The organism is Enterobacter cloacae complex sp. IR53030, assembly GCF_049238365.1.
In the GTDB taxonomy this organism is placed as follows: domain Bacteria; phylum Pseudomonadota; class Gammaproteobacteria; order Enterobacterales; family Enterobacteriaceae; genus Enterobacter; species Enterobacter kobei.
The window spans coordinates 48,594-72,088 of the sequence record NZ_JBMKHA010000022.1 but is presented as its reverse complement, the minus strand read 5'-3'; the positions used below and the strand labels follow the sequence as shown (position 1 = coordinate 72,088).

Annotated in this window: 18 protein-coding genes and 4 tRNA genes; 17 read left to right on the top strand and 5 right to left on the bottom strand. The window is 54.4% G+C overall.

From position 1 onward, the window contains the following. The first annotated feature begins 133 nt into the window (after positions 1 to 133). From rho to ACOTXR_RS19830, 16 genes are all read left to right on the top strand, one after another. Entirely contained in the window at positions 134 to 1,393 is a 1,260-nt protein-coding gene (gene rho, locus ACOTXR_RS19905) for a transcription termination factor Rho (RefSeq protein WP_008501566.1), read from the top strand. Positions 1,394 to 1,634: 241 nt separating this feature from the next. Continuing rightward, positions 1,635 to 2,738 (top strand): UDP-N-acetylglucosamine--undecaprenyl-phosphate N-acetylglucosaminephosphotransferase, encoded by a 1,104-nt coding sequence (gene wecA / locus ACOTXR_RS19900; protein WP_014885669.1) that lies wholly within the window; start codon positions 1,635 to 1,637, stop codon positions 2,736 to 2,738. 13 nt (positions 2,739 to 2,751) lie between these two features. Further along, the gene (gene wzzE, locus ACOTXR_RS19895) at positions 2,752 to 3,798 is read left to right on the top strand and encodes an ECA polysaccharide chain length modulation protein (protein ID WP_014885668.1); all 1,047 of its coding nucleotides are present in this window, start codon (positions 2,752 to 2,754) and stop codon (positions 3,796 to 3,798) included. 56 nt (positions 3,799 to 3,854) lie between these two features. Further along, positions 3,855 to 4,985 carry a non-hydrolyzing UDP-N-acetylglucosamine 2-epimerase gene (wecB, locus tag ACOTXR_RS19890; protein ID WP_014885667.1) on the top strand — a complete coding sequence of 377 codons (1,131 nt, stop codon included), beginning with the start codon at positions 3,855 to 3,857 and terminating at the stop codon, positions 4,983 to 4,985. After that, the gene (wecC, locus tag ACOTXR_RS19885; RefSeq protein ID WP_058690469.1) at positions 4,982 to 6,244 is read left to right on the top strand and encodes a UDP-N-acetyl-D-mannosamine dehydrogenase; all 1,263 of its coding nucleotides are present in this window, start codon (positions 4,982 to 4,984) and stop codon (positions 6,242 to 6,244) included. The genes wecB and wecC overlap by 4 nt, the downstream gene beginning before the upstream one ends. Next, positions 6,241 to 6,918 carry a dTDP-4-amino-4,6-dideoxy-D-galactose acyltransferase gene (gene rffC, locus ACOTXR_RS19880; RefSeq protein WP_058690470.1) on the top strand — a complete coding sequence of 226 codons (678 nt, stop codon included), beginning with the start codon at positions 6,241 to 6,243 and terminating at the stop codon, positions 6,916 to 6,918. Before wecC ends, rffC begins: the two co-directional genes overlap by 4 nt. 4 nt (positions 6,919 to 6,922) lie before the next feature. Further along, positions 6,923 to 8,053, top strand: a complete 1,131-nt coding sequence (gene rffA / locus ACOTXR_RS19875; protein WP_014885664.1) for a dTDP-4-amino-4,6-dideoxygalactose transaminase — start codon at positions 6,923 to 6,925, stop codon at positions 8,051 to 8,053. Between the two features lies 1 nt (position 8,054). Continuing rightward, positions 8,055 to 9,305 (top strand): lipid III flippase WzxE, encoded by a 1,251-nt coding sequence (gene wzxE / locus ACOTXR_RS19870; RefSeq protein WP_014885663.1) that lies wholly within the window; start codon positions 8,055 to 8,057, stop codon positions 9,303 to 9,305. Beyond that, complete coding sequence (locus tag ACOTXR_RS19865) at positions 9,302 to 10,381, top strand: TDP-N-acetylfucosamine:lipid II N-acetylfucosaminyltransferase (RefSeq protein WP_058690471.1); 1,080 nt, start codon at positions 9,302 to 9,304, stop codon at positions 10,379 to 10,381. Before wzxE ends, ACOTXR_RS19865 begins: the two co-directional genes overlap by 4 nt. Beyond that, positions 10,378 to 11,730 (top strand): ECA oligosaccharide polymerase, encoded by a 1,353-nt coding sequence (wzyE, locus tag ACOTXR_RS19860; protein ID WP_014885661.1) that lies wholly within the window; start codon positions 10,378 to 10,380, stop codon positions 11,728 to 11,730. Before ACOTXR_RS19865 ends, wzyE begins: the two co-directional genes overlap by 4 nt. A gap of 12 nt (positions 11,731 to 11,742) precedes the next feature. Further along, the gene (wecG, locus tag ACOTXR_RS19855) at positions 11,743 to 12,483 is read left to right on the top strand and encodes a lipopolysaccharide N-acetylmannosaminouronosyltransferase (RefSeq protein ID WP_023331579.1); all 741 of its coding nucleotides are present in this window, start codon (positions 11,743 to 11,745) and stop codon (positions 12,481 to 12,483) included. Between the two features lie 197 nt (positions 12,484 to 12,680). Beyond that, on the top strand, positions 12,681 to 14,066 hold the full coding sequence (gene thrP, locus ACOTXR_RS19850) for a bifunctional threonine/serine APC transporter ThrP (RefSeq protein ID WP_058690472.1): 1,386 nt from the start codon (positions 12,681 to 12,683) through the stop codon (positions 14,064 to 14,066). Positions 14,067 to 14,168: 102 nt separating this feature from the next. Further along, positions 14,169 to 14,245, top strand: a tRNA-Arg gene (locus tag ACOTXR_RS19845). Positions 14,246 to 14,312: 67 nt separating this feature from the next. Beyond that, positions 14,313 to 14,388 (top strand) — tRNA-His (locus ACOTXR_RS19840). A 21-nt stretch (positions 14,389 to 14,409) separates the two neighbouring features. After that, positions 14,410 to 14,495: transfer RNA gene (locus tag ACOTXR_RS19835), tRNA-Leu, on the top strand. Between the two features lie 45 nt (positions 14,496 to 14,540). Beyond that, positions 14,541 to 14,617, top strand: a tRNA-Pro gene (locus ACOTXR_RS19830). A gap of 506 nt (positions 14,618 to 15,123) precedes the next feature. Here ACOTXR_RS19830 and ACOTXR_RS19825 read toward each other — a convergent pair. The 5 genes from ACOTXR_RS19825 to hemC form a co-directional block, all read right to left on the bottom strand. Next, entirely contained in the window at positions 15,124 to 16,335 is a 1,212-nt protein-coding gene (locus ACOTXR_RS19825) for a hypothetical protein (protein ID WP_058690473.1), read from the bottom strand. A 169-nt stretch (positions 16,336 to 16,504) separates the two neighbouring features. Continuing rightward, positions 16,505 to 17,704 (bottom strand): protoheme IX biogenesis protein HemY, encoded by a 1,200-nt coding sequence (gene hemY, locus ACOTXR_RS19820; protein WP_014885656.1) that lies wholly within the window; start codon positions 17,702 to 17,704, stop codon positions 16,505 to 16,507. A 2-nt stretch (positions 17,705 to 17,706) separates the two neighbouring features. Then, complete coding sequence (gene hemX / locus ACOTXR_RS19815) at positions 17,707 to 18,897, bottom strand: uroporphyrinogen-III C-methyltransferase (RefSeq protein ID WP_058690474.1); 1,191 nt, start codon at positions 18,895 to 18,897, stop codon at positions 17,707 to 17,709. 20 nt (positions 18,898 to 18,917) lie between these two features. Next, the gene (gene hemD, locus ACOTXR_RS19810; RefSeq protein WP_014885654.1) at positions 18,918 to 19,658 is read right to left on the bottom strand and encodes a uroporphyrinogen-III synthase; all 741 of its coding nucleotides are present in this window, start codon (positions 19,656 to 19,658) and stop codon (positions 18,918 to 18,920) included. Then, entirely contained in the window at positions 19,655 to 20,596 is a 942-nt protein-coding gene (gene hemC, locus ACOTXR_RS19805) for a hydroxymethylbilane synthase (RefSeq protein ID WP_032629599.1), read from the bottom strand. Before hemC ends, hemD begins: the two co-directional genes overlap by 4 nt. 350 nt (positions 20,597 to 20,946) lie before the next feature. Here hemC and cyaA point away from each other — a divergent pair, with 350 nt between their 5' ends. Then, entirely contained in the window at positions 20,947 to 23,490 is a 2,544-nt protein-coding gene (gene cyaA, locus ACOTXR_RS19800) for a class I adenylate cyclase (protein ID WP_014885652.1), read from the top strand. Positions 23,491 to 23,495 lie beyond the last annotated feature (5 nt).

The window sequence follows — 23,495 nt, the reverse complement described above, 5'->3', positions numbered from 1 at the left end:
CTGCGTTCTTTCCCTGTGACCAGACAGCGAACAGACATGAGATGATGGCCGCTAAACAGGCATGGATGACCCTGCCATACCATTCACAACATTAAGTTCGAGAATCACCCCGAGTTTAAGAACCCACACCATTATGAATCTTACCGAATTAAAGAATACGCCGGTTTCTGAGCTGATCACTCTCGGCGAAAATATGGGGCTGGAAAACCAGGCTCGTATGCGCAAGCAGGACATCATTTTCGCCATCCTGAAGCAGCATGCTAAGAGTGGCGAAGATATCTTTGGCGACGGTGTGTTGGAGATATTGCAAGACGGATTTGGTTTCCTCCGCTCTGCAGACAGCTCCTACCTCGCCGGCCCTGACGACATCTACGTATCCCCCAGCCAAATCCGCCGTTTCAACCTCCGCACTGGTGACACCATTTCAGGTAAGATTCGTCCTCCTAAAGAGGGTGAACGCTACTTTGCGCTGTTGAAAGTCAATGAAGTTAACTTTGACAAGCCAGAAAACTCACGTAACAAGATCCTCTTTGAGAACTTAACGCCTCTGCACGCGAACTCTCGCCTGCGCATGGAGCGTGGTAATGGTTCAACGGAAGACTTAACCGCGCGTGTTCTGGATTTGGCATCGCCAATTGGTCGCGGCCAACGTGGTCTGATCGTGGCCCCGCCAAAAGCGGGTAAAACGATGCTGCTGCAGAATATCGCGCAGAGCATCGCCTACAACCACCCGGACTGCGTACTAATGGTACTGCTGATTGACGAACGTCCGGAAGAAGTGACCGAGATGCAGCGTCTGGTTAAAGGTGAAGTGGTTGCTTCTACCTTTGACGAACCCGCCTCTCGTCACGTTCAGGTCGCGGAAATGGTTATCGAGAAGGCGAAACGCCTGGTTGAGCACAAGAAAGACGTGATCATCCTGCTCGACTCCATTACCCGTCTGGCACGTGCTTACAACACCGTGGTTCCGGCTTCCGGTAAAGTACTGACCGGTGGTGTGGACGCCAACGCCCTGCACCGTCCGAAACGCTTCTTCGGTGCGGCACGTAACGTGGAAGAGGGTGGTAGCCTGACCATCATCGCAACGGCGCTGATCGATACCGGCTCCAAAATGGACGAAGTGATTTACGAAGAATTTAAAGGTACAGGTAACATGGAACTGCACCTTTCTCGTAAGATCGCTGAAAAACGCGTCTTCCCGGCAATCGACTACAACCGTTCCGGTACCCGTAAAGAAGAGCTGCTCACTACCCAGGAAGAGCTGCAGAAAATGTGGATCCTGCGCAAAATCATCCATCCAATGGGTGAAATCGACGCAATGGAATTCCTCATTAACAAACTGGCGATGACCAAAACGAACGACGATTTCTTCGACATGATGAAGCGCTCGTAACGTAAATAAAGCCTGTAAACGCCACGTTTTTACGTGGCGTTTTTCTTTTATGGATTATACGCTAGTACCATCTACTCCCAATTTTGACCGGTCAGTGCGACAATAAGATAATTCGCACAGTAAAAACATTAATAGCTTGAATAATAAGCAAATGGAATTGTAAGAGGTTTGCTTTATAACTTCAGGCTCAGCGCCTTGATGGTTATACTTCCTTGACTAACATTTGTTGAGAACATCCATTGTGAACCTACTTGATACGTTTACTGAACTAACCAGTATTTTCTTATTTACCACCTGCTTTTTGTTTCTGGCTCGTAAGGTGGCAAAATACCTGGGATTAGTGGATAAACCTAACTTCCGTAAGCGGCATCAAGGCATGATCCCTCTGGTTGGGGGAATTTCTGTTTTTGCAGGTATCTGCTTCACTTTTGCAATAGCTGATTATTACATTCCCCACGCCCGGTTGTACCTGGCATGTGCAACCGTTCTCGTCGTGGTCGGCGCTCTTGACGATCGTTATGACATTAGCGTCAAGATCCGTGCCTTCGTTCAGGCTGCTGTAGCCATCACCATGATGACATTCGCAAAGTTGCACCTGAGTAGCCTGGGTTATATTTTTGGCCTCTGGGAGATGGAGCTCGGCCCATTCGGTTATTTCCTGACGCTTTTTGCTGTGTGGGTTGCGATTAACGCATTTAACATGGTTGACGGTATTGATGGATTGCTGGGAGGACTGTCCTGCGTCTCATTTGCCGCAATAGGTTTCATTTTATGGTTCGACGGGCAATACAGCCTGGCTATGTGGTGTTTTGCCATGATTGCGGCGATCCTGCCATATATCATGTTAAATCTTGGCGCACTGGGTCGACGCTACAAAGTATTCATGGGCGATGCGGGTAGCACGTTCATCGGCTTTACTATCATTTGGATCTTGCTGGAAACCACTCAGGGTGACGTGCATCCCATTAGTCCTGTAACGGCATTGTGGATTATTGCCATCCCGTTAATGGATATGGTCGCGATTATGTATCGCCGGCTTCGTAAAGGGATGAGCCCTTTCTCTGCTGACCGTCAGCACATTCATCATTTGATCATGCGAGCCGGATTCACTTCCCGGCAGGCATTTGTGCTAATTACACTGGCGGCTGCTATTCTAGCGGGGATTGGTGTGACGGCGGAATATACACATTTTGTGCCTGAGTGGGCTATGTTGGTATTGTTCTTGCTAGCTTTTTCTCTCTATGGCTACTGCATTAAGCGCGCATGGAAAGTCGCGCGATTCATTAAACGTCTTAAGCGCAGGATGCGTCGTAACAGTGGCAAAAACACAACATTAACTAAGTAAAACCGGGACTATGATGACTCAACCGTTGGCGGGAGCGAAATCAGTGGTAACTGAGAATGAACTGGATATTCGGGGTTTGTTTCGCGTGTTATGGGCAGGCAAACTTTGGATTGCGGGGATCGCGCTGGGGTTTGCACTGTTAGCGCTGGCCTACACATTCTTTGCAAAACAGGAGTGGAGCGCCACGGCAATCACAGACAGACCAACGGTTAACATGCTCGGGGGGTACTATTCCCAGCAGCAATTCCTGCGAAACCTGGATATTAAAGCCAATCTCGCGACGCCGGACCAGGCTTCCGTTATGGATGAAGCCTATAAAGAGTTTGTGATGCAACTGGCTTCGTGGGATACACGCCGCGATTTCTGGTCCCAGACGGATTACTACAAGCAGCGTCGGGTTGATAACACCAAAGCCGATGCCGCGCTGCTGGACGATCTGATTAACAATGTTCAATTTATGCCGGGTGATGCGCTGCGTAACGTCAACGACAGCGTCAAGCTGATTGCAGAAACCGCGCCGGACGCCAACAATCTGTTGCGTCAGTACGTCGCGTTTGCCAGCCAGCGTGCCGCAAGCCATCTTAATGAAGAGCTGAAAGGCGCATGGGCAGCCCGCACAATCCAGATGAAGGCGCAGGTCAAACGCCAGGAGGAAGTGGCAAATGCCATTTTCGCCCGACGCATACATAACATTGAACAGGCGTTGAAAATTGCGGAGCAGCACAATATTTCCCGCTCTGAGACGGATGTCCCGGCAGATGAATTGCCTGACTCTGAAATGTTCCTGCTTGGTCGCCCAATGTTGCAGGCGCGTCTGGAAAATCTGCAGGCCGTTGGCCCTGATTTTGACCTCGACTACGATCAAAATCGCGCGATGCTGAACACGCTTAATGTCGGTCCCACGATGGACCCGCGTTTTCAGACCTATCGTTATTTGAGAACACCTGAAGAACCTGTAAAACGCGATAGTCCGCGCCGTGCATTCCTGATGATCATGTGGGGGATTGTGGGTGCACTCGCTGGTGCTGGTGTTGCGTTAACGCGTCGTCGCGCAAACTAAGAACGCCGTTTACGATGAAGGCCAGGGCCTTCATCGTCTAATCGAAGAGAATCGATGTGAAAGTACTTACCGTATTTGGCACCAGGCCGGAGGCCATTAAGATGGCGCCTCTGGTACATGCGCTGGCCAGCGACCCTGATATTGAAGCGAAAGTCTGCGTTACGGCCCAGCACCGTGAGATGCTCGACCAGGTCTTAACGCTCTTTTCCATCGTCCCGGATTACGACCTCAATATTATGAAACCGGGACAAGGATTGACGGAAATAACCTGCCGCATACTGCAAGGTCTCAAGCCGATCCTGGAGTCATTCCAGCCCGACGTTGTTCTGGTACATGGCGATACCACGACGACGATGGCAACAAGCCTGGCCGCTTTTTACCAGCGTATTCCCGTCGGCCATGTTGAGGCGGGCCTGCGTACCGGCAACCTTTATTCGCCGTGGCCAGAAGAGGCCAACCGTACGCTTACCGGCCATCTGGCAATGTACCATTTTGCCCCTACCGAGAACTCGCGTCAGAACCTGCTGCGCGAAAATATCGCCGACAACAAAATTTTTGTGACCGGCAATACGGTCATCGATGCGTTGATTTGGGTACGCGATCGCGTCCTGGCAAACAGCGATCTGCAGAAAGCGCTCGCAGCCCGCTATCCATTCCTGAATAACGGCAAAAAAACCATTCTGGTCACAGGCCATCGTCGCGAAAGCTTTGGCCGGGGTTTTGAGCAAATCTGTCACGCGCTGGCTGAAATTGCGGCGCAGAACGTCGATGTACAGATTGTCTATCCGGTCCACCTCAATCCTAACGTCAGCGAGCCGGTCAACCGCATCCTTGGCCATGTTGAAAACGTCCTGCTGATTGAACCGCAGGACTACCTGCCGTTTGTCTGGCTGATGAACCATGCCTGGCTAATCCTCACCGATTCCGGCGGCATTCAGGAGGAAGCACCGTCCCTCGGCAAGCCGGTGCTTGTGATGCGTGAAACGACTGAACGCCCGGAAGCGGTTAAAGCGGGTACCGTGCGTCTGGTCGGTACTGACGCGCAGCTCATCGTCGAAGAGGTGACGCGACTTCTGCATGATGATGACGCATATCAGACAATGAGCCGGGCCCATAATCCGTACGGAGATGGCCAGGCTTGTGGTCGTATTTTGCATGCACTTAAACACAATCGGGTATCGCTATGAGTTTTACTACCATCTCTGTCATTGGTCTTGGCTACATTGGCCTGCCCACCGCGGCGGCGTTTGCCTCTCGTCAGAAACAGGTTGTCGGTGTGGATATCAATGCACGGGCGGTGGAAACCATTAACCGCGGCGAAATTCATATTGTTGAGCCCGATCTGGACCGCGTGGTGAAAGAGGCCGTTGACGGCGGCTTCCTGCGTGCCAGCACGACGCCAGTGGAAGCGGATGCGTACCTGATCGCCGTCCCGACGCCTTTTAAAGGCGAGCACGAGCCCGATATGGTCTACGTCGAGGCGGCAGCGAAATCCATTGCCCCTGTGCTGAAGAAAGGGGCGCTGGTGATCCTGGAATCGACCTCGCCAGTGGGCGCCACCGAGCAGATGGCGCAATGGCTGGCCGACGCGCGTCCCGATTTAAGCTTCCCGCAACAGGCGGGAGAGCAGGCGGATATCAACATCGCCTACTGTCCGGAGCGAGTGCTGCCGGGCCAGGTCATGGTTGAGCTGATTAAAAACGATCGCGTTATTGGCGGTATGACCCCCGTCTGCTCGGAACGTGCCAGCACCCTGTACAAAATTTTCCTCGAAGGCGAATGCGTAGTCACCAACTCCCGCACCGCTGAAATGTGCAAGCTGACGGAAAACAGCTTCCGTGACGTGAATATCGCCTTTGCGAATGAGCTGTCGCTGATCTGCGCCGATCAGGGGATTAACGTCTGGGAATTGATTCGCCTGGCGAATCGCCATCCGCGCGTGAACATTCTTCAGCCGGGTCCGGGTGTGGGTGGACACTGTATCGCCGTCGATCCGTGGTTCATCGTGGCGCAGAATCCGGCGCAGGCGCGTCTGATCCGTACCGCGCGCGAAGTGAACGACAGCAAACCTCACTGGGTGCTCAACCAGGTCAAAGCCACGGTAGCCGATTGTCTGGCAGAGAGCGGCAAGCGTGCCAGCGAGCTGAAAATCGCCTGTTTTGGCCTGGCGTTTAAACCCAATATTGACGATTTGCGCGAAAGCCCGGCCATGGAAATTGCCGAGATGATCGCCGGGTGGCACAAGGGCGACACGCTGGTAGTTGAGCCGAATATCCATGAACTGCCGGCAAAACTGGCGGGACACTGCACGTTGACCTCCCTTGATGACGCGCTGGCAACGGCGGATGTGCTGGTGCTGCTGGTGGATCATAAAGAGTTTAAAGCGACGTCTGGTGATACCGTGCATCAACAGTATGTCGTTGATACCAAAGGCGTCTGGCGTTGAGTGAACTCCACGGCGTGCTTGAATCCCTTGAATGGGAAAGCACTTTTTTTGCACGCCCCTCGGCGATAGTGCGCTTGCGCGAGGATGCGCCTGCTCTGCAGGAAGCTGACTTCAGCGCCTGGCAGCGCGTGCAGGCTAAGATCCCGGCGGACCGCGCCGATTGGCTTGATGCGCTCCAGCAACACGGTTTTAAGCTGGTTGAAGGTGAGGCAGACCTGTCTATTGCCCTTACCCGACACGATGCGTGCGGGGCGGAACTTGCAACGGAACAGGATATCCCTGTGTTACGCCAGATGGCGGCTCAGGCATTTGCTCAGAGCCGCTTTCGTGCGCCCTGGTATGCACCTGATGACAGCGGACGTTTCTATGCCCAGTGGATTGAGAATGCGGTTAAAGGCACCTTTGACCACGTCTGTCTGGTATGTCGTGCCGCGGACGGTCAGATCCAGGGATTCGTTTCGCTGCGTAAGCTCAACGAGCGCGAGGCGCGTATTGGCTTATTGGCCGGACGCGGTATGGGGGCAAAACTCATGCAGGCTGCGCTGCACTGGGCGCAGCAGCAGCAGAGTGTGACGCTGCGGGTGGCTACCCAGATGGGCAACACCGCCGCGCTTAAACGTTATATTGCGAGTGGTGCCAACATCGACGCCACCGCCTACTGGTTATACAGGTGACAAGATGATTCCATTTAACGCCCCCCCCGTCGTCGGTACGGAACTCGACTATATGCAGTCTGCCATGGGCAGCGGCAAACTTTGCGGTGATGGCGGTTTCACCCGTCGCTGTCAGCAGTGGATGGAGCAGCGTTTTCGCAGCGCTAAAGTGCTGCTGACCCCGTCCTGTACGGCATCGCTGGAAATGGCGGCACTGCTGCTGGATATCCAGCCCGGCGATGAAGTGATCATGCCGAGCTATACCTTTGTCTCCACAGCAAATGCGTTTGTCCTGCGCGGAGCAAAAATCGTCTTTGTGGATATCCGTCCGGATACCATGAACATTGATGAGACGCTGATTGACGCGGCGATCACCGACAAAACGCGGGCGATCGTGCCGGTTCACTACGCGGGCGTAGCCTGTGAAATGGACACCATCATGGCGATCGCCAAAAAACATAACCTGTTTGTGGTGGAAGATGCCGCTCAGGGTGTGATGTCCACCTACAAGGGACGCGCGCTGGGCACTATCGGCCACATTGGCTGCTTTAGCTTCCACGAAACGAAAAACTACACGGCGGGTGGAGAAGGTGGCGCGACGCTGATCAACGACCCGGCGCTCGTGGAGCGTGCGGAAGTGATCCGTGAAAAAGGCACCAACCGCAGCCAGTTCTTCCGCGGTCAGGTGGATAAATACACCTGGCGTGATATTGGCTCAAGCTATCTGATGGCGGATCTGCAGGCGGCATATCTGTGGGCACAGCTGGAAGCGGCGGAGCGGATTAACCTTCAGCGCCTGTCCCTGTGGCAAACCTATTACGATGCACTTGAACCGCTGGCAAAAGCCGGGCGTATCGAGCTGCCAACTATTCCGGCTGATTGCGTTCACAATGCCCACATGTTCTACATCAAGCTTCGGGATAACGACGATCGCAGCCAGCTCATCGCCTGGCTGAAAGAAGCCGAAATTATGGCTGTCTTCCACTACATTCCGCTACATTCGAGCCCGGCAGGCGAGGCGTTCGGGGTGTTCGCCGGTGAAGACCGTTACACTACAAAAGAAAGTGAGCGTTTGCTTCGCTTGCCACTGTTCTACAACCTCGCGCCAGTTAACCAGCGTACGGTGATTAATACCCTTCTGAGTTATTTCGGCTGATATGTCTCTGGCAAAAGCATCGGTGTGGACCGCCGCGTCCACGCTTGTAAAGATTGGCGCCGGACTGCTGGTCGTCAAGCTGCTGGCCGTCTCATTCGGTCCTTCAGGCGTCGGGCTGGCGGGGAACTTCCGCCAGCTGGTGACCGTCCTTGGCGTGCTGGCCGGGGCCGGTATCTTCAACGGTGTGACCAAATACGTTGCTCAGTATCATGATGATGCGGCACAGCTTCGCAGGGTCGTCGGCACCGCGTCGGCGATGGTTACCGGGTTTTCGACCCTACTGGCTATCGTATTTTTGCTCGCGGCGGCCCCCATCAGTCAGGGATTATTTGGGCACACCCAGTATGAGGGGCTGGTGCGTCTGGTCGCATTGGTTCAGATGGGTATTGCCTGGGCAAACCTGCTGCTGGCATTGATGAAAGGCTTTCGTGATGCTGCCGGGAACGCGCTTGCGTTAATCCTGGGGAGCGTCATCGGCGTGATTGCCTATTACTTCTGCTACCGCCTGGGTGGCTATGAAGGGGCACTGCTCGGGCTGGCGCTGGTTCCGGCGCTGGTTGTCGTTCCTGCCGCGTTTATGCTGATGCGTCGGGGCGTTATCCCTCTGAGCTACCTCAAACCGCAATGGGACAAAGTGCTTGCCAGCCAGTTGGGTAAATTTACCCTGATGGCGCTCATCACTTCCGTCACGCTGCCGGTGGCTTACGTGATGATGCGAAACCTGCTGGCGGCGCATTATAGCTGGGATGAGGTAGGGATCTGGCAGGGCGTAAGCAGTATTTCCGACGCCTACCTACAGTTTATTACGGCTTCCTTCAGCGTTTATTTGCTGCCAACCTTATCGCGTCTGACGTCCAGGCAGGATATTACCCGTGAGATTTTCCGCTCGCTGCGCTTTGTGCTTCCCGCCGTGGCGGCGGCCAGTTTTACCGTCTGGCTATTGCGCGATGTCGCCATCTGGCTGCTTTTCTCAGCGAAGTTTACCGCCATGCGCGATCTGTTTGCCTGGCAACTGGTGGGCGATGTGCTGAAAGTGGGGGCTTACGTTTTCGGCTACCTGGTGATTGCGAAAGCCTCGCTGCGGCTGTATATCCTGGCGGAGATAAGCCAGTTTGGGTTACTGACGGCATTTTCACACTGGCTAATACCTTCGCATGGTGCGCTGGGGGCGGCTCAGGCCTATATGGCAACCTATATCGTTTATTTCGCTGCCTGTTGCGGCGTATTTTTATTGTGGCGTAAACGCGCATGACTGCACTGATTCACATCCTGGGATCGGATATCCCACACCATAACCAGACCGTTTTGCGGTTCTTTAACGATGAACTGGCACCGGGTAACCCTGATGCACGTGAGTTTATGGTTGCAGGTCAGGATAAGGGCCTGAGCGAGGCATTTCCGGCGCTGACTCTTCGCTTCTGGCCGGACAAGGCTGCGCTGGCGAAGGCGGTCATTGCCAAAGCCAAAGCGAATCGCCAGCAACGTTTCTTTTTCCACGGGCAGTTCAATACCGGCCTGTGGCTGGCCCTGCTCAGCGGGGGAATCAAACCTTCCCAGTGCAGCTGGCATATCTGGGGGGCGGATCTCTACGAAGTCTCACGCGGCTGGAAATTCCGCCTTTTCTATCCCCTGCGCCGCATGGCACAGGGCAGGGTGGGCTGCGTTTTTGCCACCCGTGGCGATCTCAACTATTTTGCGAAACAGCATCCGAACGTGCGCGGTGAGCTAATCTATTTCCCAACCCGCATGGATCCGGCGCTAAATACCCTGGCGAATGACACGGTTCGTGAAGGCAAGCTGACGATTCTGGTGGGAAATTCAGGCGACCGCAGTAACGAGCATGTTGCCGCGCTGCGGGCGGTACACCAGCAGTTTGGCGACACGGTGAACGTGGTCGTGCCGATGGGTTATCCGGCCAATAACGACGCCTACATCAACGAGGTTCGCCAGCAGGGTCTTACGCTTTTTAGCCCTGAGAATCTTCAAATCCTCAGTGAAAAGCTGGCGTTTGATGAATACCTTACGCTGCTAAGAAAATGCGATCTCGGCTATTTTATCTTTGCGCGTCAGCAGGGGATAGGTACGTTGTGTCTGCTGATCCAGGCGGGGGTGCCGTGCGTGCTCAACCGTGACAACCCATTCTGGCAGGATATGGTTGAACAGCATATTCCGGTGCTGTTTACCTCAGACGTGCTGAACGTTGAGGTGGTACGGGAAGCCCAACGCCAGCTCACGCTGGTGGATAAAAACAGTATCGACTTTTTCAGTCCGAACTATCTCACGCCGTGGCACCGTGCGCTGCGTATCGCGTCAGGAGAGAAAGCATGAGTCAGTTGCAATTCAGCGGCTTACTGGTTGTCTGGCTTCTGAGCACGCTGTTTATCGCCACCCTCACCTGGTTTGAATTCCGCCGGGTGCGCTTCAACTTTAACGTATTCTTCTCGTTACTGTTTCTGCTGACCTTCTTTTTCGGCTTTCCGCTGACCAGCATTCTGGTTTTCCGGTTTGACGTGAGCGTCGCGCCGCCGGAAATCTTGCTCCAGGCGCTTCTGGCGGCGACCTGTTTCTATGCGGTTTACTACGTCACCTACAAAACGCGGCTGCGTTCAGCCAGGGCCACTGCATCACGCCGGGCGCTCTTTACCATGAATCGGGTGGAGACCCACCTGACATGGGTGATATTGATGGCTATCGCCCTGGTCAGTGTCGGGATCTTCTTTATGCATAACGGCTTCCTGCTGTTTAAGCTCAACTCCTACAGCCAGATTTTTTCGGCTGAAGTTTCGGGCGTGGCGTTAAAGCGATTCTTCTACTTCTTTATCCCGGCGATGCTGGTGATTTTCTTCCTGCGACAGGACAGTAAAGCGTGGCTGTTCTTCCTGGTCAGTACCGTCGCGTTCGGTATCCTGACCTACATGATTGTGGGCGGTACGCGTGCCAATATCATCATTGCTTTCGCTATCTTCTTGTTTATCGGCATTATCCGCGGCTGGATCTCGCTGTGGATGCTGGTGGCGGCAGGGGTGTTTGGCATTGTGGGGATGTTCTGGCTGGCGCTGAAGCGCTACGGGATGAACGTGGCGGGCGATGAGGCGTTTTACACGTTCCTCTACCTGACGCGCGATACCTTCTCGCCGTGGGAAAACCTGGCCTTGCTGCTGCAAAACTACGACAAGATTGATTTCCAGGGGCTTGCGCCGATTGTTCGCGACTTCTATGTCTTTATCCCGAGCTGGCTATGGCCGGAGCGCCCTGGCGTGGTGCTCAATACCGCGAACTATTTTACCTGGGAAGTGTTAAACAATCATTCGGGTCTGGCGATCTCGCCAACGCTGATCGGCTCCCTGGTGGTGATGGGCGGCGGCTGGTTTATCCTGCCTGGTGCGGTTGTCGTAGGGCTGATTATTAAATGGTTCGACTGGCTTTACCTGCGCGGTATTGAAGAGACGAACCGCTACAAAGCGGCCATTTTGCACAGTTTCTGCTTTGGTGCCATTTTCAATATGATCGTTCTGGCGCGTGAAGGTCTGGATTCATTCGTTTCGCGCGTGGTGTTCTTCATGGTCGTTTTCGGCATCAGCCTGTTACTGGCCAAATTGCTGTACTGGCTGTTTGACAGTGCAGGGCTTGTTCACAAGCGCGGGCAACAGGGCAGCACAACGCTGTCGCAAGTTTAAGAAAGGATAGTCATGACGGATAAAACTTCTGCACCGCGTTATGCGCTTCGTGGTTTGCAGCTTATTGGCTGGCGCGATATGCAGCACGCGCTGGATTTTCTTTTTGCCGATGGTCAGATGAAATCCGGTACGCTGGTTGCCATCAATGCAGAAAAGATGCTGGCGGTGGAAGATAACGCCGAAGTCAAAAGCCTGATTGAAGCGGCTGAATTTAAATACGCGGACGGGATTAGCGTGGTCCGATCTATCCGTAAAAAGTTTCCTGGCGCTAATGTTTCCCGCGTGGCGGGGGCCGATCTCTGGGAGCATCTTATGGCCCGCGCGGGCGCGGAGGGGACGCCAGTCTTCCTGATTGGCGGTAAGCCCGAAGTGCTGGCACAGACCGAAGAGAAACTGCGTCGTCAGTGGAATGTTAATATTGTCGGCAGTCAGGATGGTTACTTTAAGCCTGAAGATCGGCAGGCCTTGTTTGCACGCGTTCGCGACAGCGGGGCAAAAATTGTCACCGTGGCGATGGGTTCCCCGCGACAGGAAATCCTGATGCGCGACTGTCGGCTGGTCAGCCCGGATGCCCTCTATATGGGCGTAGGAGGCACCTACGACGTCTTTACCGGCCACGTTAAGCGTGCACCGACGGTCTGGCAAAATATGGGGCTGGAATGGCTCTACCGCCTGCTTTCACAACCCACCCGCATTAAACGGCAGATTCGTCTGCTTCGCTACCTCGCCTGGCACTACACCGGGAAAATGTAATCAAAATGTAGCGCGATATGCTGTTCGCGCTGCAACTCGCCTGCAAAACTGCTGATAATTTGTGCAATGCATTCATTTTTTTTATGCATCGTTTGCCATTTGGTCGATTTTAAGAAACCATTCGCTCCGTATTTTAGTCCCCCTAAAAAACAATACCCGGTATTAAGCCGGGAAACAGCAAACACAATCGAGGATCTATGGCAGAGAAACAACCGGAGCTACAGCGTGGGCTGGAAGCTCGTCATATCGAACTGATCGCGCTGGGCGGCACTATCGGCGTGGGCCTGTTTATGGGCTCCGCAAGCACCCTTAAATGGGCAGGCCCTTCCGTATTACTGGCGTATATCATCGCCGGGCTGTTTGTTTTCTTCATCATGCGCTCAATGGGCGAAATGCTCTTTCTGGAACCCGTAACCGGATCTTTTGCCGTTTACGCGCACCGTTATATGAGCCCGTTCTTCGGCTACCTGACAGCCTGGTCCTACTGGTTTATGTGGATGGCGGTGGGCATCTCTGAAATCACCGCGATAGGGGTCTATGTCCAGTTCTGGTTCCCGGACATGGTCCAGTGGATACCGGCGCTGATTGCCGTGGGGCTGGTGGCGCTGGCAAACCTGGCCGCGGTGCGCCTGTACGGTGAATTCGAGTTCTGGTTTGCGATGATCAAAGTGACCACCATCATCGTGATGATTGTGATTGGTCTGGGCGTGATTTTCTTTGGCTTTGGCAACGGTGGGCACGCCATCGGCTTTGGCAACCTGACTGAACACGGCGGCTTCTTCGCTGGCGGCTGGAAGGGCTTCCTGACAGCGCTGTGTATCGTGGTGGCTTCATATCAGGGTGTGGAGCTGATCGGTATTACTGCCGGTGAAGCGAAAAACCCGCAGGTCACGCTGCGCAGCGCGGTGGGCAAAGTGCTGTGGCGCATCCTGATTTTCTATGTGGGCGCGATCTTTGTTATCGTGACCATCTTCCCGTGGAATGAAATTGGCACGACCGGAAGCCCGTTCGTTTTAACCTTTGCGAAGATTGGTATTACCGCAGCAGCAGGCATCATCAACTTTGTGGTTTTGACGGCGGCACTCTCTGGCTGTAACAGCGGGATGTACAGCTGTGGCCGTATGCTCTACGCGCTCTCGAAAAATAACCAGCTACCTGTGGCGATGAGTAAAATATCACGTGCGGGTGTGCCGGTTGCGGGGGTCGCGGTATCCATTGTAATTCTGCTGATTGGCTCATGCCTGAATTACATCATTCCTAATCCGCAGCGTGTGTTTGTTTACGTCTACAGTGCCAGCGTGCTGCCGGGTATGGTGCCGTGGTTTGTCATTCTCATCAGCCAGCTGCGTTTCCGTCATGCACATAAAAAAGCGATCGCCAGCCATCCGTTCCGCTCGATCCTGTTCCCATATGCGAACTATTTAACGATGGCGTTCCTGATTTGCGTATTAATTGGAATGTACTTTAATGAAGATACCCGCATGTCGCTGTTTGTCGGGCTAATCTTCCTGGCGGCAGTGACGGCCGCGTATAAGCTTTTTGGCCTGGGTCGCCGCGGCACCACGCACAAAGTGGAGGAATAAGCGGCAAAATGTGCAAACCATAACCAAACGCGCATTTTTTTCAAAAAAGCACTAGACAGCGGGGACGGAGGTACGTAATATCCAGCCCCGCAACGGCGCTAAGCGCCCGTAGCTCAGCTGGATAGAGCGCTGCCCTCCGGAGGCAGAGGTCTCAGGTTCGAATCCTGTCGGGCGCGCCATTTTAGTCCCGGCGCTAGAGCTGCGGTGGTCTGAGAAGTAGTCAGTACCGCGTGAAAGAATACAGTGGTGGCTATAGCTCAGTTGGTAGAGCCCTGGATTGTGATTCCAGTTGTCGTGGGTTCGAATCCCATTAGCCACCCCATTATTGAAAGAGTTGTGAATTGCGAAGGTGGCGGAATTGGTAGACGCGCTAGCTTCAGGTGTTAGTGTCCTTAGGATGTGGGGGTTCGAGTCCCCCCCCTCGCACCACGACTTTTTAAATGAATTGAACTAAAAATTCAAAAAGCAGTACATCGGCGAGTAGCGCAGCTTGGTAGCGCAACTGGTTTGGGACCAGTGGGTCGGAGGTTCGAATCCTCTCTCGCCGACCAATTTTGAACCCCGCTTCGGCGGGGTTTTTTGTTTTCTGTGATGTTTATTTCCTGTAGTGATTCCCCGACAGCGCCCTTTTTCAGTGTCGCGATTCAGCGACATGTAATCCGTTGAAAGTAATAAAAATATTTATTTAGGGGCTTTACTGTCTCTTTCTGACGACATATTTCTGCATTTAGCGATACGTTATGAAGCTTCAGACAGTGCTTTACAGCATAATTTCCTTTTATCTTAAAATGTTGCGTCATGTAAACGTTTTGCGTGTAACTCTGGCACGTTACGTGCAATAATATACGTGTAGATGCTCATTCCATCTCTTATGTTCGCCTTAGTGCCTCATAAACTCAGGAATGACGCAGAGCCATTTACGGTGCTTATCGTCCACTGACAGATGTCGCTTCGGCCTCATCAGACACCATGGACATAACGTTGAGTGAAGCACCAAATATGTTGTCTTACAGACCTGTTTTAACGCCTGCTTTTATAGCAGGCGTTTTTTTATGCCTTATTCCTGATAAAAGCGCATGATGAGAGCAACTATCAGCAGAGCCGCTGACGAAACCATATATAGCGCCTGTACTGAGCCAACCTCGGAAGCCACCACAGCTGCAATGCCAGTGAAAAGTGAGGCGCTGAGCGTTTGCCAGCGCCAGGCTTTACCGCTGGCAACAGCGATTTGCCTGGCCTGAAAATGGCTGAGCATGCCAAACGTACCCGCTGCAAAAAGCACGTTTGAGGCCAGATGTGCGACAAAGATCATCCCAGGCGCATAACCTGCCCAGTTGGCCATAAACGGCAGCATTCCATAAGCGGCCAGAAAGATGCCAAGGCAAAGTAATAATCGCGGCGTACGAGCCGCAAAACGCGCCAGACTGTCTCTTTTAAGCAGCAAAGGGCCGCAAAGCTGCCCCATGCTCCTCGCAAAAAGCAGGGGCAGAGCAAGGCCAGCCGCATCCTGAGGGCGTAGCTGCTGGGCCAGTGCCGGAAGAAGTGCCATAGCGGGTGACCCGACAGCGGCCAGCGCAGGCAAAATGAGCAAGCTGCGTTTCTGCCGAACGGTCAATGTCTGCCAGCGCAATTTCGTAGAAACCCCCTTTTCTTCAGGGGCGGCGTGTGGAGCTGGTGAAAACAGGCGTTCCGCCAGCCATAACATGACCAGCGACCCGAGGAAACTGATGGCATCAATGGTCAGCAAGGCGAGCACGGGCATCTTCTGAAAAAGCACCACGCCCAGCCCGGTACCTAATAGCACCTGAGACGCAAAAATAACATTTTCCAGACAGGTGGCGGCAGGCAGTTCCGTTTCGCTGAGGCCGCGCTTGAAGAGCAACGTCAGGGCGGGCCAGCTCATCCCGCTGAGTAGCGCTTCGGTGGATTGCACGGCGAGTAACGCGACAACGCTATGATAACCCACGCCAAGCAGGGGAAAGAGCAGGGCAAGTAAGCCGAGTCCTTCGGTCAATATCAGCAGGGATATCGGAGAATAGCGCGAGCATAGCCTTTCACCGATCATGCTGCCGAAAAACCCTGGTACCGTGGCGAAAAGAAAGGCGAGGGTAAGCAGGGCTGGCGGGGCTGACCACGCTAACAGCAGCCCGAAGACTACAACCTGGGTTAACCCATTTCCCAGTGAAGAGAAGATAAAAGCACAGGCAAGCAGGCGCAGCCAGCGATGGCAGCGCAGCGCTACAATAAGCGCATACAAAAGCGAGTTCATGACGATTTCCTTTCAGAAACGATTTAGTCCACGCGCAATTCGCGCATGTGCGAAAAAAAGTTAATGAAAAGGCATCGTTACATTGGCGGGTTCGTTTGTGGCTTGAGGTGTAAAGAATGTAGCAGGAGAAAAGCGATAAAAAAAGGAGGCCGTCTGGCCTCCCTGTTAATTACTGCTGCGTGCCGTTGTTCTGCAACGTCAACAGCAACCCATCTCGCCGCATGGCAGCAGCCTCTTCTGGCTTATGCTGTTTGTCGAGCGTATCGGCAAGCCACGCGTAGTCATAGGCGTCCGGACGCTGTTTCAGTGCCGCACGGAAGGCGAGGCTCGCCTCCTGCCATTCGCCGTGCTTCATCAGCGACTGGCCCAGCGTGCTCCACAGCAGCGGGCGGTCACCGACGGTTTTGATCTGCTGACGCAGCACTTTCTCGACTTGCTCTGGGTTATTGGTTTTCAGGCGCGGGATCACCATGACCAGACGATCGTCGTACTGGCGCTTGAGACCGTCGAGGAGGATCTCCTGGGCGGTGTCATGATCGTCACATTCAATAAGATGTTCCGCCATCGCCACCTGCAGAGGAACCTGCTGACGCGTTTTCCGGCTCTGGTTTTTCCACCACGTCTTCAGGCCGTCGCTACCCAGGTCGGCGCGTGCCTGATCCATCAGGCCAATCCATGCCAGACGCTGAAGCTCGTCACGATGCTCGTCATCACCCACTTCGGCCTTCGCCATTGACGGAATGATGTCCAGCAGCGAGCCCCACGCACCGGTACGAATATAAGCCTGTTCGGCAAGACGCAGAACTTCAGGATGGCGGGGAGCAATTTCCAGCAGGCGGTCAATGCCATGGCGCGCCGCATGGTTCTCATTGCGTGCCAGCTGCAGACGAACGCGGGTGATCTCCACCGGAATCGGGTCACCGGAAGCCAGTTCTGACGCACGTTCCAGATGCTGATTCGCACGGGCTTCATCACCGCGCTGCTGCGCTGCTTCGGCAGCCAGAAGATAGTTCACCACCGGCTGTTCTGCATGGTCGGCATTTTTCGACATCAGCTTTTCAACCTGCTGATAATCGCCTTCGGCGAGCTTAAGCAGCGCCTGCTCGGTTTGCTTACGCGCACGACGACGCTTGCGGCCAACGAACCAGCCGCGCGTATGCGCGCCGGTACGGAAAATACGGCGCAGGATCCATTCGACTGCCAGCAGTACTACGACGCCGAGGATCAGAATAATCACCAGACCCGTTACGCTGGTTTCGATGTTGTAATTATCGGTCTGGATCAGAACGTATCCCTGATGACCGGCAAGCATCGGTCCCAGGACGATCCCGGCGATCAACAAAATGAAGAGTAAGAGAACTTTTAGCATCATTACTCTCCTTGTGGCGCGCTTTCAGGCGCTGGCGCTGGTGCCGCTCCGCCTGTTTGCTCTGCCGGAACGCCCGGCTGTGCCAGCAGGTTACGCACGCGCGTCTGCATCAGTTTCTCCAGTATCGGCTGGCTGGCCAGCTTATCCGGTACGTTCATCGTGATGTTCTGCTGGCTCAGCTTGTCGATGTCTTCGAGGAAAGCGGTGGTCGTCGCGTCATCGGTATTGTAATACGCACGCACCCACGTCGAGACGTTATCCAGCGCCTGTTTGTAGGTCTCTTCCTGATGACGCGGCACAGCCTGAGCCGCCACCAGCAGGCGGGAACGGATGTTTTCGCGCAGATAGATATCCTGATTCGGCGCTAACAGCGGTACAGCGGTTTCATCGCGACGACGGATGGTGATAAAGCTGTCCATAAAGTTCTGCCAGCTTTTCTGCAGGTTAATGCGCCATTCGCTCAGAGAGCTGGAAAGCTCGGTACCGTCGGAATCCATGGGGAAGTCGTCGTCGTTGTTATCCGCCAGCTGCAGGTTATCAATCTGATTCGAAAGCTGGTTCACCTTGAGGATAATGCCGTCGTAATCCACCTGCGAAACGGCGGAAAGACTCGCGATATCTTCGGTGATCGCGCGACGTGCGGTAATGAGGCTGGGATCGTTCATGTCTGCCAGGCTTGCATCGGCGCTTTTCAGCAGTGCGGCGGCGGTGGTAACGTCCTGGTCGCTCCAGAGCTTACGCCCGGCGAGTTTTACGAGGAAATCGGCCTGAGAGAGCAGCCAGGTTTTGGCATCGGTACCGGAAATCGTGGCGACTTTCTGCTGTACTTCGTCCAGTTGTTTGGTCAGCTCTTGCTGTTTGCTGTTTGCCTCGGCCAGCGCGGCAGCCTGCTGCTTAATCACCGCTTCCAGCTCGGTTTTCTGCGTTTCCTGCGCTTTTTGCAGGGAGGTAAGCTGATTGACCAGCGTATCGCTGGTGGCCGTCTGGTTAGCGCCCTGTTGCTTCACAAGGCCGTACAGGCCAACACCTGCCGCCAGTGCAATGGCGATGGCAATTGCGCTCAGCGCGAGGCTGGTTTTGTTGCTGCCGTTTTTCTTCTCAGCGGTTTTCTCAGTCGTCTCTGGCTGTGGCGTGGTGTCCACAGTCTCCCTGGTCTCTTCAACCACGGCGGAGGATTTTTCGTGTTCCGTCATTATGGCTTCCCATTTGAGAGTTATTGTAATGCGCGCAGCAGCGCATCGTTGTCGGCGTTATCAGCGATCCGAATATCCTGCCAGCCCAGTTCCCGGGCGAGGTTCGCCAGACGCTCACTGACGACCAGAAGCCGACAGCGGAGTAACCAGTTTTCGCGATACCAATGCGGTATCAGCGACCAAAGCTGTTGTAACATTTCACCGCTGGTGACCACCAGCGTATTAATGCCGCGCGCGTGCCAGCGCATCGCTTCTTCCGCGCCATCGTAGTGCTTTGCGCAACGCTGATAGCACTCAACGAACGTCACGTCGGCACCCCGTTCACGCAGCGTTTCGCCCAGCAGCTCGCGGCCACCATTGCCGCGCAAAATGAGCGCGCGCTTTCCGGCAATAGTTTGTAATTCAGGTAATTGTAGCAAGACTTCGCTAATTTCCCGATCTAACGGGTAGCGAACATCAGCGCCGCTTACGGTATGCAGCGCCAGCGCCGTTGAGCGACCAATGGCGAAATAGCGTGGGGCAGTTGTCCAGGACAAACTTTGCTGTTGCAGCTGGGCGTTGGCGAATTCCACGGCATGTTGCGACAACGCAAACAACAGATCGCCTTCCTGCAGGGTATTTATCCGATCGGCGAGCGCAGAGAGCTCGCGACCGGGGGAGAATTCAATCAGCGGAAAACTCCAGGCCACCTGCCCCAGTGTGCGCAGACGGCTCACTAACTGCTCTCCTGCGGGAGAAGGGCGGGTGACAAGAATACTCATGCAGGGGGTTCTCCGTTATAGACCTCAGCCAGGATTTCACGCGCGCCGTTATTCAGCAGCTCTTCCGCCAGCGACACGCCAAGCTGTTCGGCATCTTGCGGATTGCCACGACGTTCGCCGCGTACCATCTGTGAACCGTCCGGGGCACCCACCAGCGCGCGCAGCCAGAGTTTCCCTTCGGTTAATTCAGCATAGCTGCCAATCGGCACCTGGCATCCGCCTTCGAGGCGGGTATTCATCGCCCGCTCGGCTTTTACGCGGATAGCGGTCTCGTCATGGTTCAGCGGCGCGAGCAGTTCGCGCGTACGCACATCGTCCAGACGGCACTCAATGCCGACGGCACCCTGGCCCACGGCCGGCAGCGACAGTTCTGGTGGTAGCGCCACGCGAATGCGTTCCTCCAGCCCCAGACGCTTCAGTCCAGCGACGGCAAGAATAATGGCATCGTATTCACCGTTATCCAGTTTGCCCAGGCGTGTGCCGACGTTGCCGCGCAGCGAGCGGATGATCAGGTCAGGGCGACGCTCCGCCAACTGACACTGACGGCGTAAACTGGAGGTGCCAACTACGCTACCTTCGGGCAACGCATCGAGCGAGTCATAGCGGTTAGAGACAAACGCATCACGCGGATCTTCGCGCTCGCAGATGGTCACCAGCCCCAGCCCTTCCGGGAACTCGACGGGCACATCTTTCATGGAGTGCACGGCGATATCGGCGCGGTTCTCAAGCAATGCCAGTTCCAGTTCTTTGACAAACAGGCCCTTGCCGCCCACCTTCGCCAGTGGCGTATCCAGGATCACGTCACCGCGCGTGACCATCGGCACCAGCTCGACGCGCAATCCATTGTGGCAGGCTTCAAGGCGCTGCTTAACATAATGTGCCTGCCAGAGCGCGAGAGGGCTTTGGCGTGTGGCAATTCTCAAAACATTGTCTAACATGCTTGTTACCGTCATTATCAATCGCTAACCATCCTAACATTGTTGACTCTGGGATGGCAGTTTTACGGTTGATGAAGCGCGAGAGGGACACGGTGGCGTATTGGCCAGCCATAGCCGTATTCAGGAATTTACACGTACAGAACGGTGCTACACTTGTATGTAGCGCATCTTTCTTTACGGTCAACCGGCAAGGTGTTAAATTGATCACGTTTTAGACCATTTTTTCGTCGGTACCACCATAATGATAAGGGCGAAAAAAGGGTAACGGTTATCTTTTTGAAATACTGCGGGCTCGCGGTTATTCGTGTTTTGAATGGCTTACGACACCCGGAAACATCAGGCGATACGTCTTGTACCTCTATATTGAGACTCTGAAACAGAGACTGGATGCCATAAATCAATTGCGCGTGGATCGCGCGCTTGCTGCCATGGGCCCTGCTTTCCAGCAGGTATACAGTCTGCTGCCGACATTATTGCACTATCACCATCCGCTGATGCCTGGGTACCTTGACGGTAACGTTCCCAGAGGCATTTGTCTTTTCACGCCTGATGAAACCCAACAGCATTATCTGAACGAGCTGGAACTCTACCGCGGCATGCCGCCGCAGGAATCACCGACAGGTGAATTGCCGATTACCGGCGTTTACACGATGGGGAGTACCTCATCGGTAGGGCAAAGCTGTTCTTCAGACCTGGATATCTGGGTCTGCCATCAATCCTGGCTCGATAACGAAGAGCGGCAGCTGCTGCAGCGTAAATGCAGCCTGCTGGAGAGCTGGGCCGCGTCGCTTGGCGTGGAAGTGAGCTTCTTCCTGATTGATGAAAACCGTTTCCGCCATAACGAAAGCGGCAGTCTGGGTGGTGAAGACTGCGGCTCGACTCAGCACATCTTATTGCTGGATGAATTTTATCGTACTGCTGTGCGTCTGGCCGGGAAGCGTATTCTGTGGAATATGGTGCCGTGCGATGAAGAAGAGAATTATGACGACTACGTCATGTCGCTTTATTCGCAGGGCGTTCTGACGCCAAACGAGTGGCTGGATCTGGGCGGCCTTAGCTCCCTGTCCGCAGAAGAGTACTTTGGCGCTAGCCTCTGGCAGCTCTATAAGAGCATTGATTCACCGTACAAAGCGGTGTTGAAAACGCTGTTGCTTGAAGCCTACTCCTGGGAATACCCCACGCCGCGTCTGCTGGCGAAAGATATCAAGCAGCGCCTGCACGATGGTGAGATTGTCTCCTACGGGCTTGATGCCTACTGCATGATGCTGGAACGCGTTACCGAATACCTGAAAGCCATTGATGACTCCACGCGTCTTGACCTGGTGCGTCGATGTTTTTATCTCAAAGTTTGTGAAAAACTGAGCCGCGAGCGCGCCTGTGTGGGCTGGCGTCGTGAAGTGGTCAGCCAGTTAGTGAAAGAGTGGGGATGGGACGAAGCGCGTCTGTCCATGCTCGACAACCGCGCTAACTGGAAAATCGATCAGGTGCGTGAAGCGCATAACGAACTGCTTGATGCGATGATGCAAAGCTACCGTAACCTGATCCGCTTTGCGCGCCGCAACAACCTTAGCGTCTCCGCCAGCCCGCAGGACATTGGCGTACTGACCCGTAAGCTCTATGCCGCGTTTGAAGCGCTGCCGGGCAAAGTCACCCTGGTGAACCCGCAGATTTCGCCTGACCTGTCAGAACCGAACCTGACCTTTATCTATGTACCGCCGGGCCGCGCAAACCGCACCGGGTGGTATCTGTACAACCGTGCGCCTAGCATGGACTCGATCATCAGCCATCAGCCGTTGGAATATAACCGCTACCTGAACAAACTGGTGGCCTGGGCGTGGTTTAACGGTCTGCTGACTTCACGCACCCGCCTGTTTATCAAGGGCAACGAGGTCGTCGATTTAGCCAAGCTGCAGGAGATGGTGGCGGATGTTTCGCACCACTTCCCACTGCGTCTGCCTGCGCCAACGCCGAAAGCGCTCTACAGCCCCTGTGAAATTCGCCATCTGGCGATTATCGTCAACCTGGAATACGACCCGACGGCAGCTTTCCGTAATCAGGTAGTCCATTTTGACTTCCGCAAACTGGACGTCTTCAGCTTTGGCGAACAGCAAAACTGTCTGGTGGGCAGCGTGGATCTGCTGTACCGCAACTCGTGGAATGAAGTGCGTACTCTGCATTTCAACGGCGAGCAGGCGATGATCGAAGCGCTGAAAACTATTCTGGGCAAAATGCACCAGGACGCTGCGCCGCCAGACAGCGTCGAAGTGTTCTGCTACAGCCAGCACCTGCGCGGTTTGATTCGTACCCGCGTGCAGCAGCTGGTCTCCGAGTGCATCGAGCTGCGTCTCTCCAGTACCCGTCAGGAAACCGGGCGCTTTAAAGCGCTGCGCGTCTCCGGCCAGACCTGGGGGCTGTTCTTTGAACGTCTGAATGTATCGGTACAGAAGCTGGAAAACGCCATTGAGTTTTACGGGGCGATTTCACATAACAAGCTGCATGGACTGTCGGTCCAGGTGGAAACCAACCACGTCAAACTGCCACAGGTGGTGGACGGCTTTGCGAGTGAAGGGATTATTCAGTTCTTCTTCGAAGAGTCGGGCGACGATGCCGGGTTTAACATTTACATTCTGGATGAGACCAACCGCGCCGAGGTGTATCACCATTGTGAAGGTAGCAAAGAGGAGCTGGTGCGCGACGTCAGCCGTTTCTACTCTTCTTCACATGACCGCTTCACCTATGGCTCCAGCTTTATCAACTTCAACCTGCCGCAGTTCTATCAGATTGTGAACGTTGATGGGCGAGCGCAGGTGATCCCGTTCCGTACGCAGGCAATTACCCCTGCGGTGCCCGCAAACCAGGATACCGCACCGCTGTTGCAGCAGTATTTCTCCTGATTTCG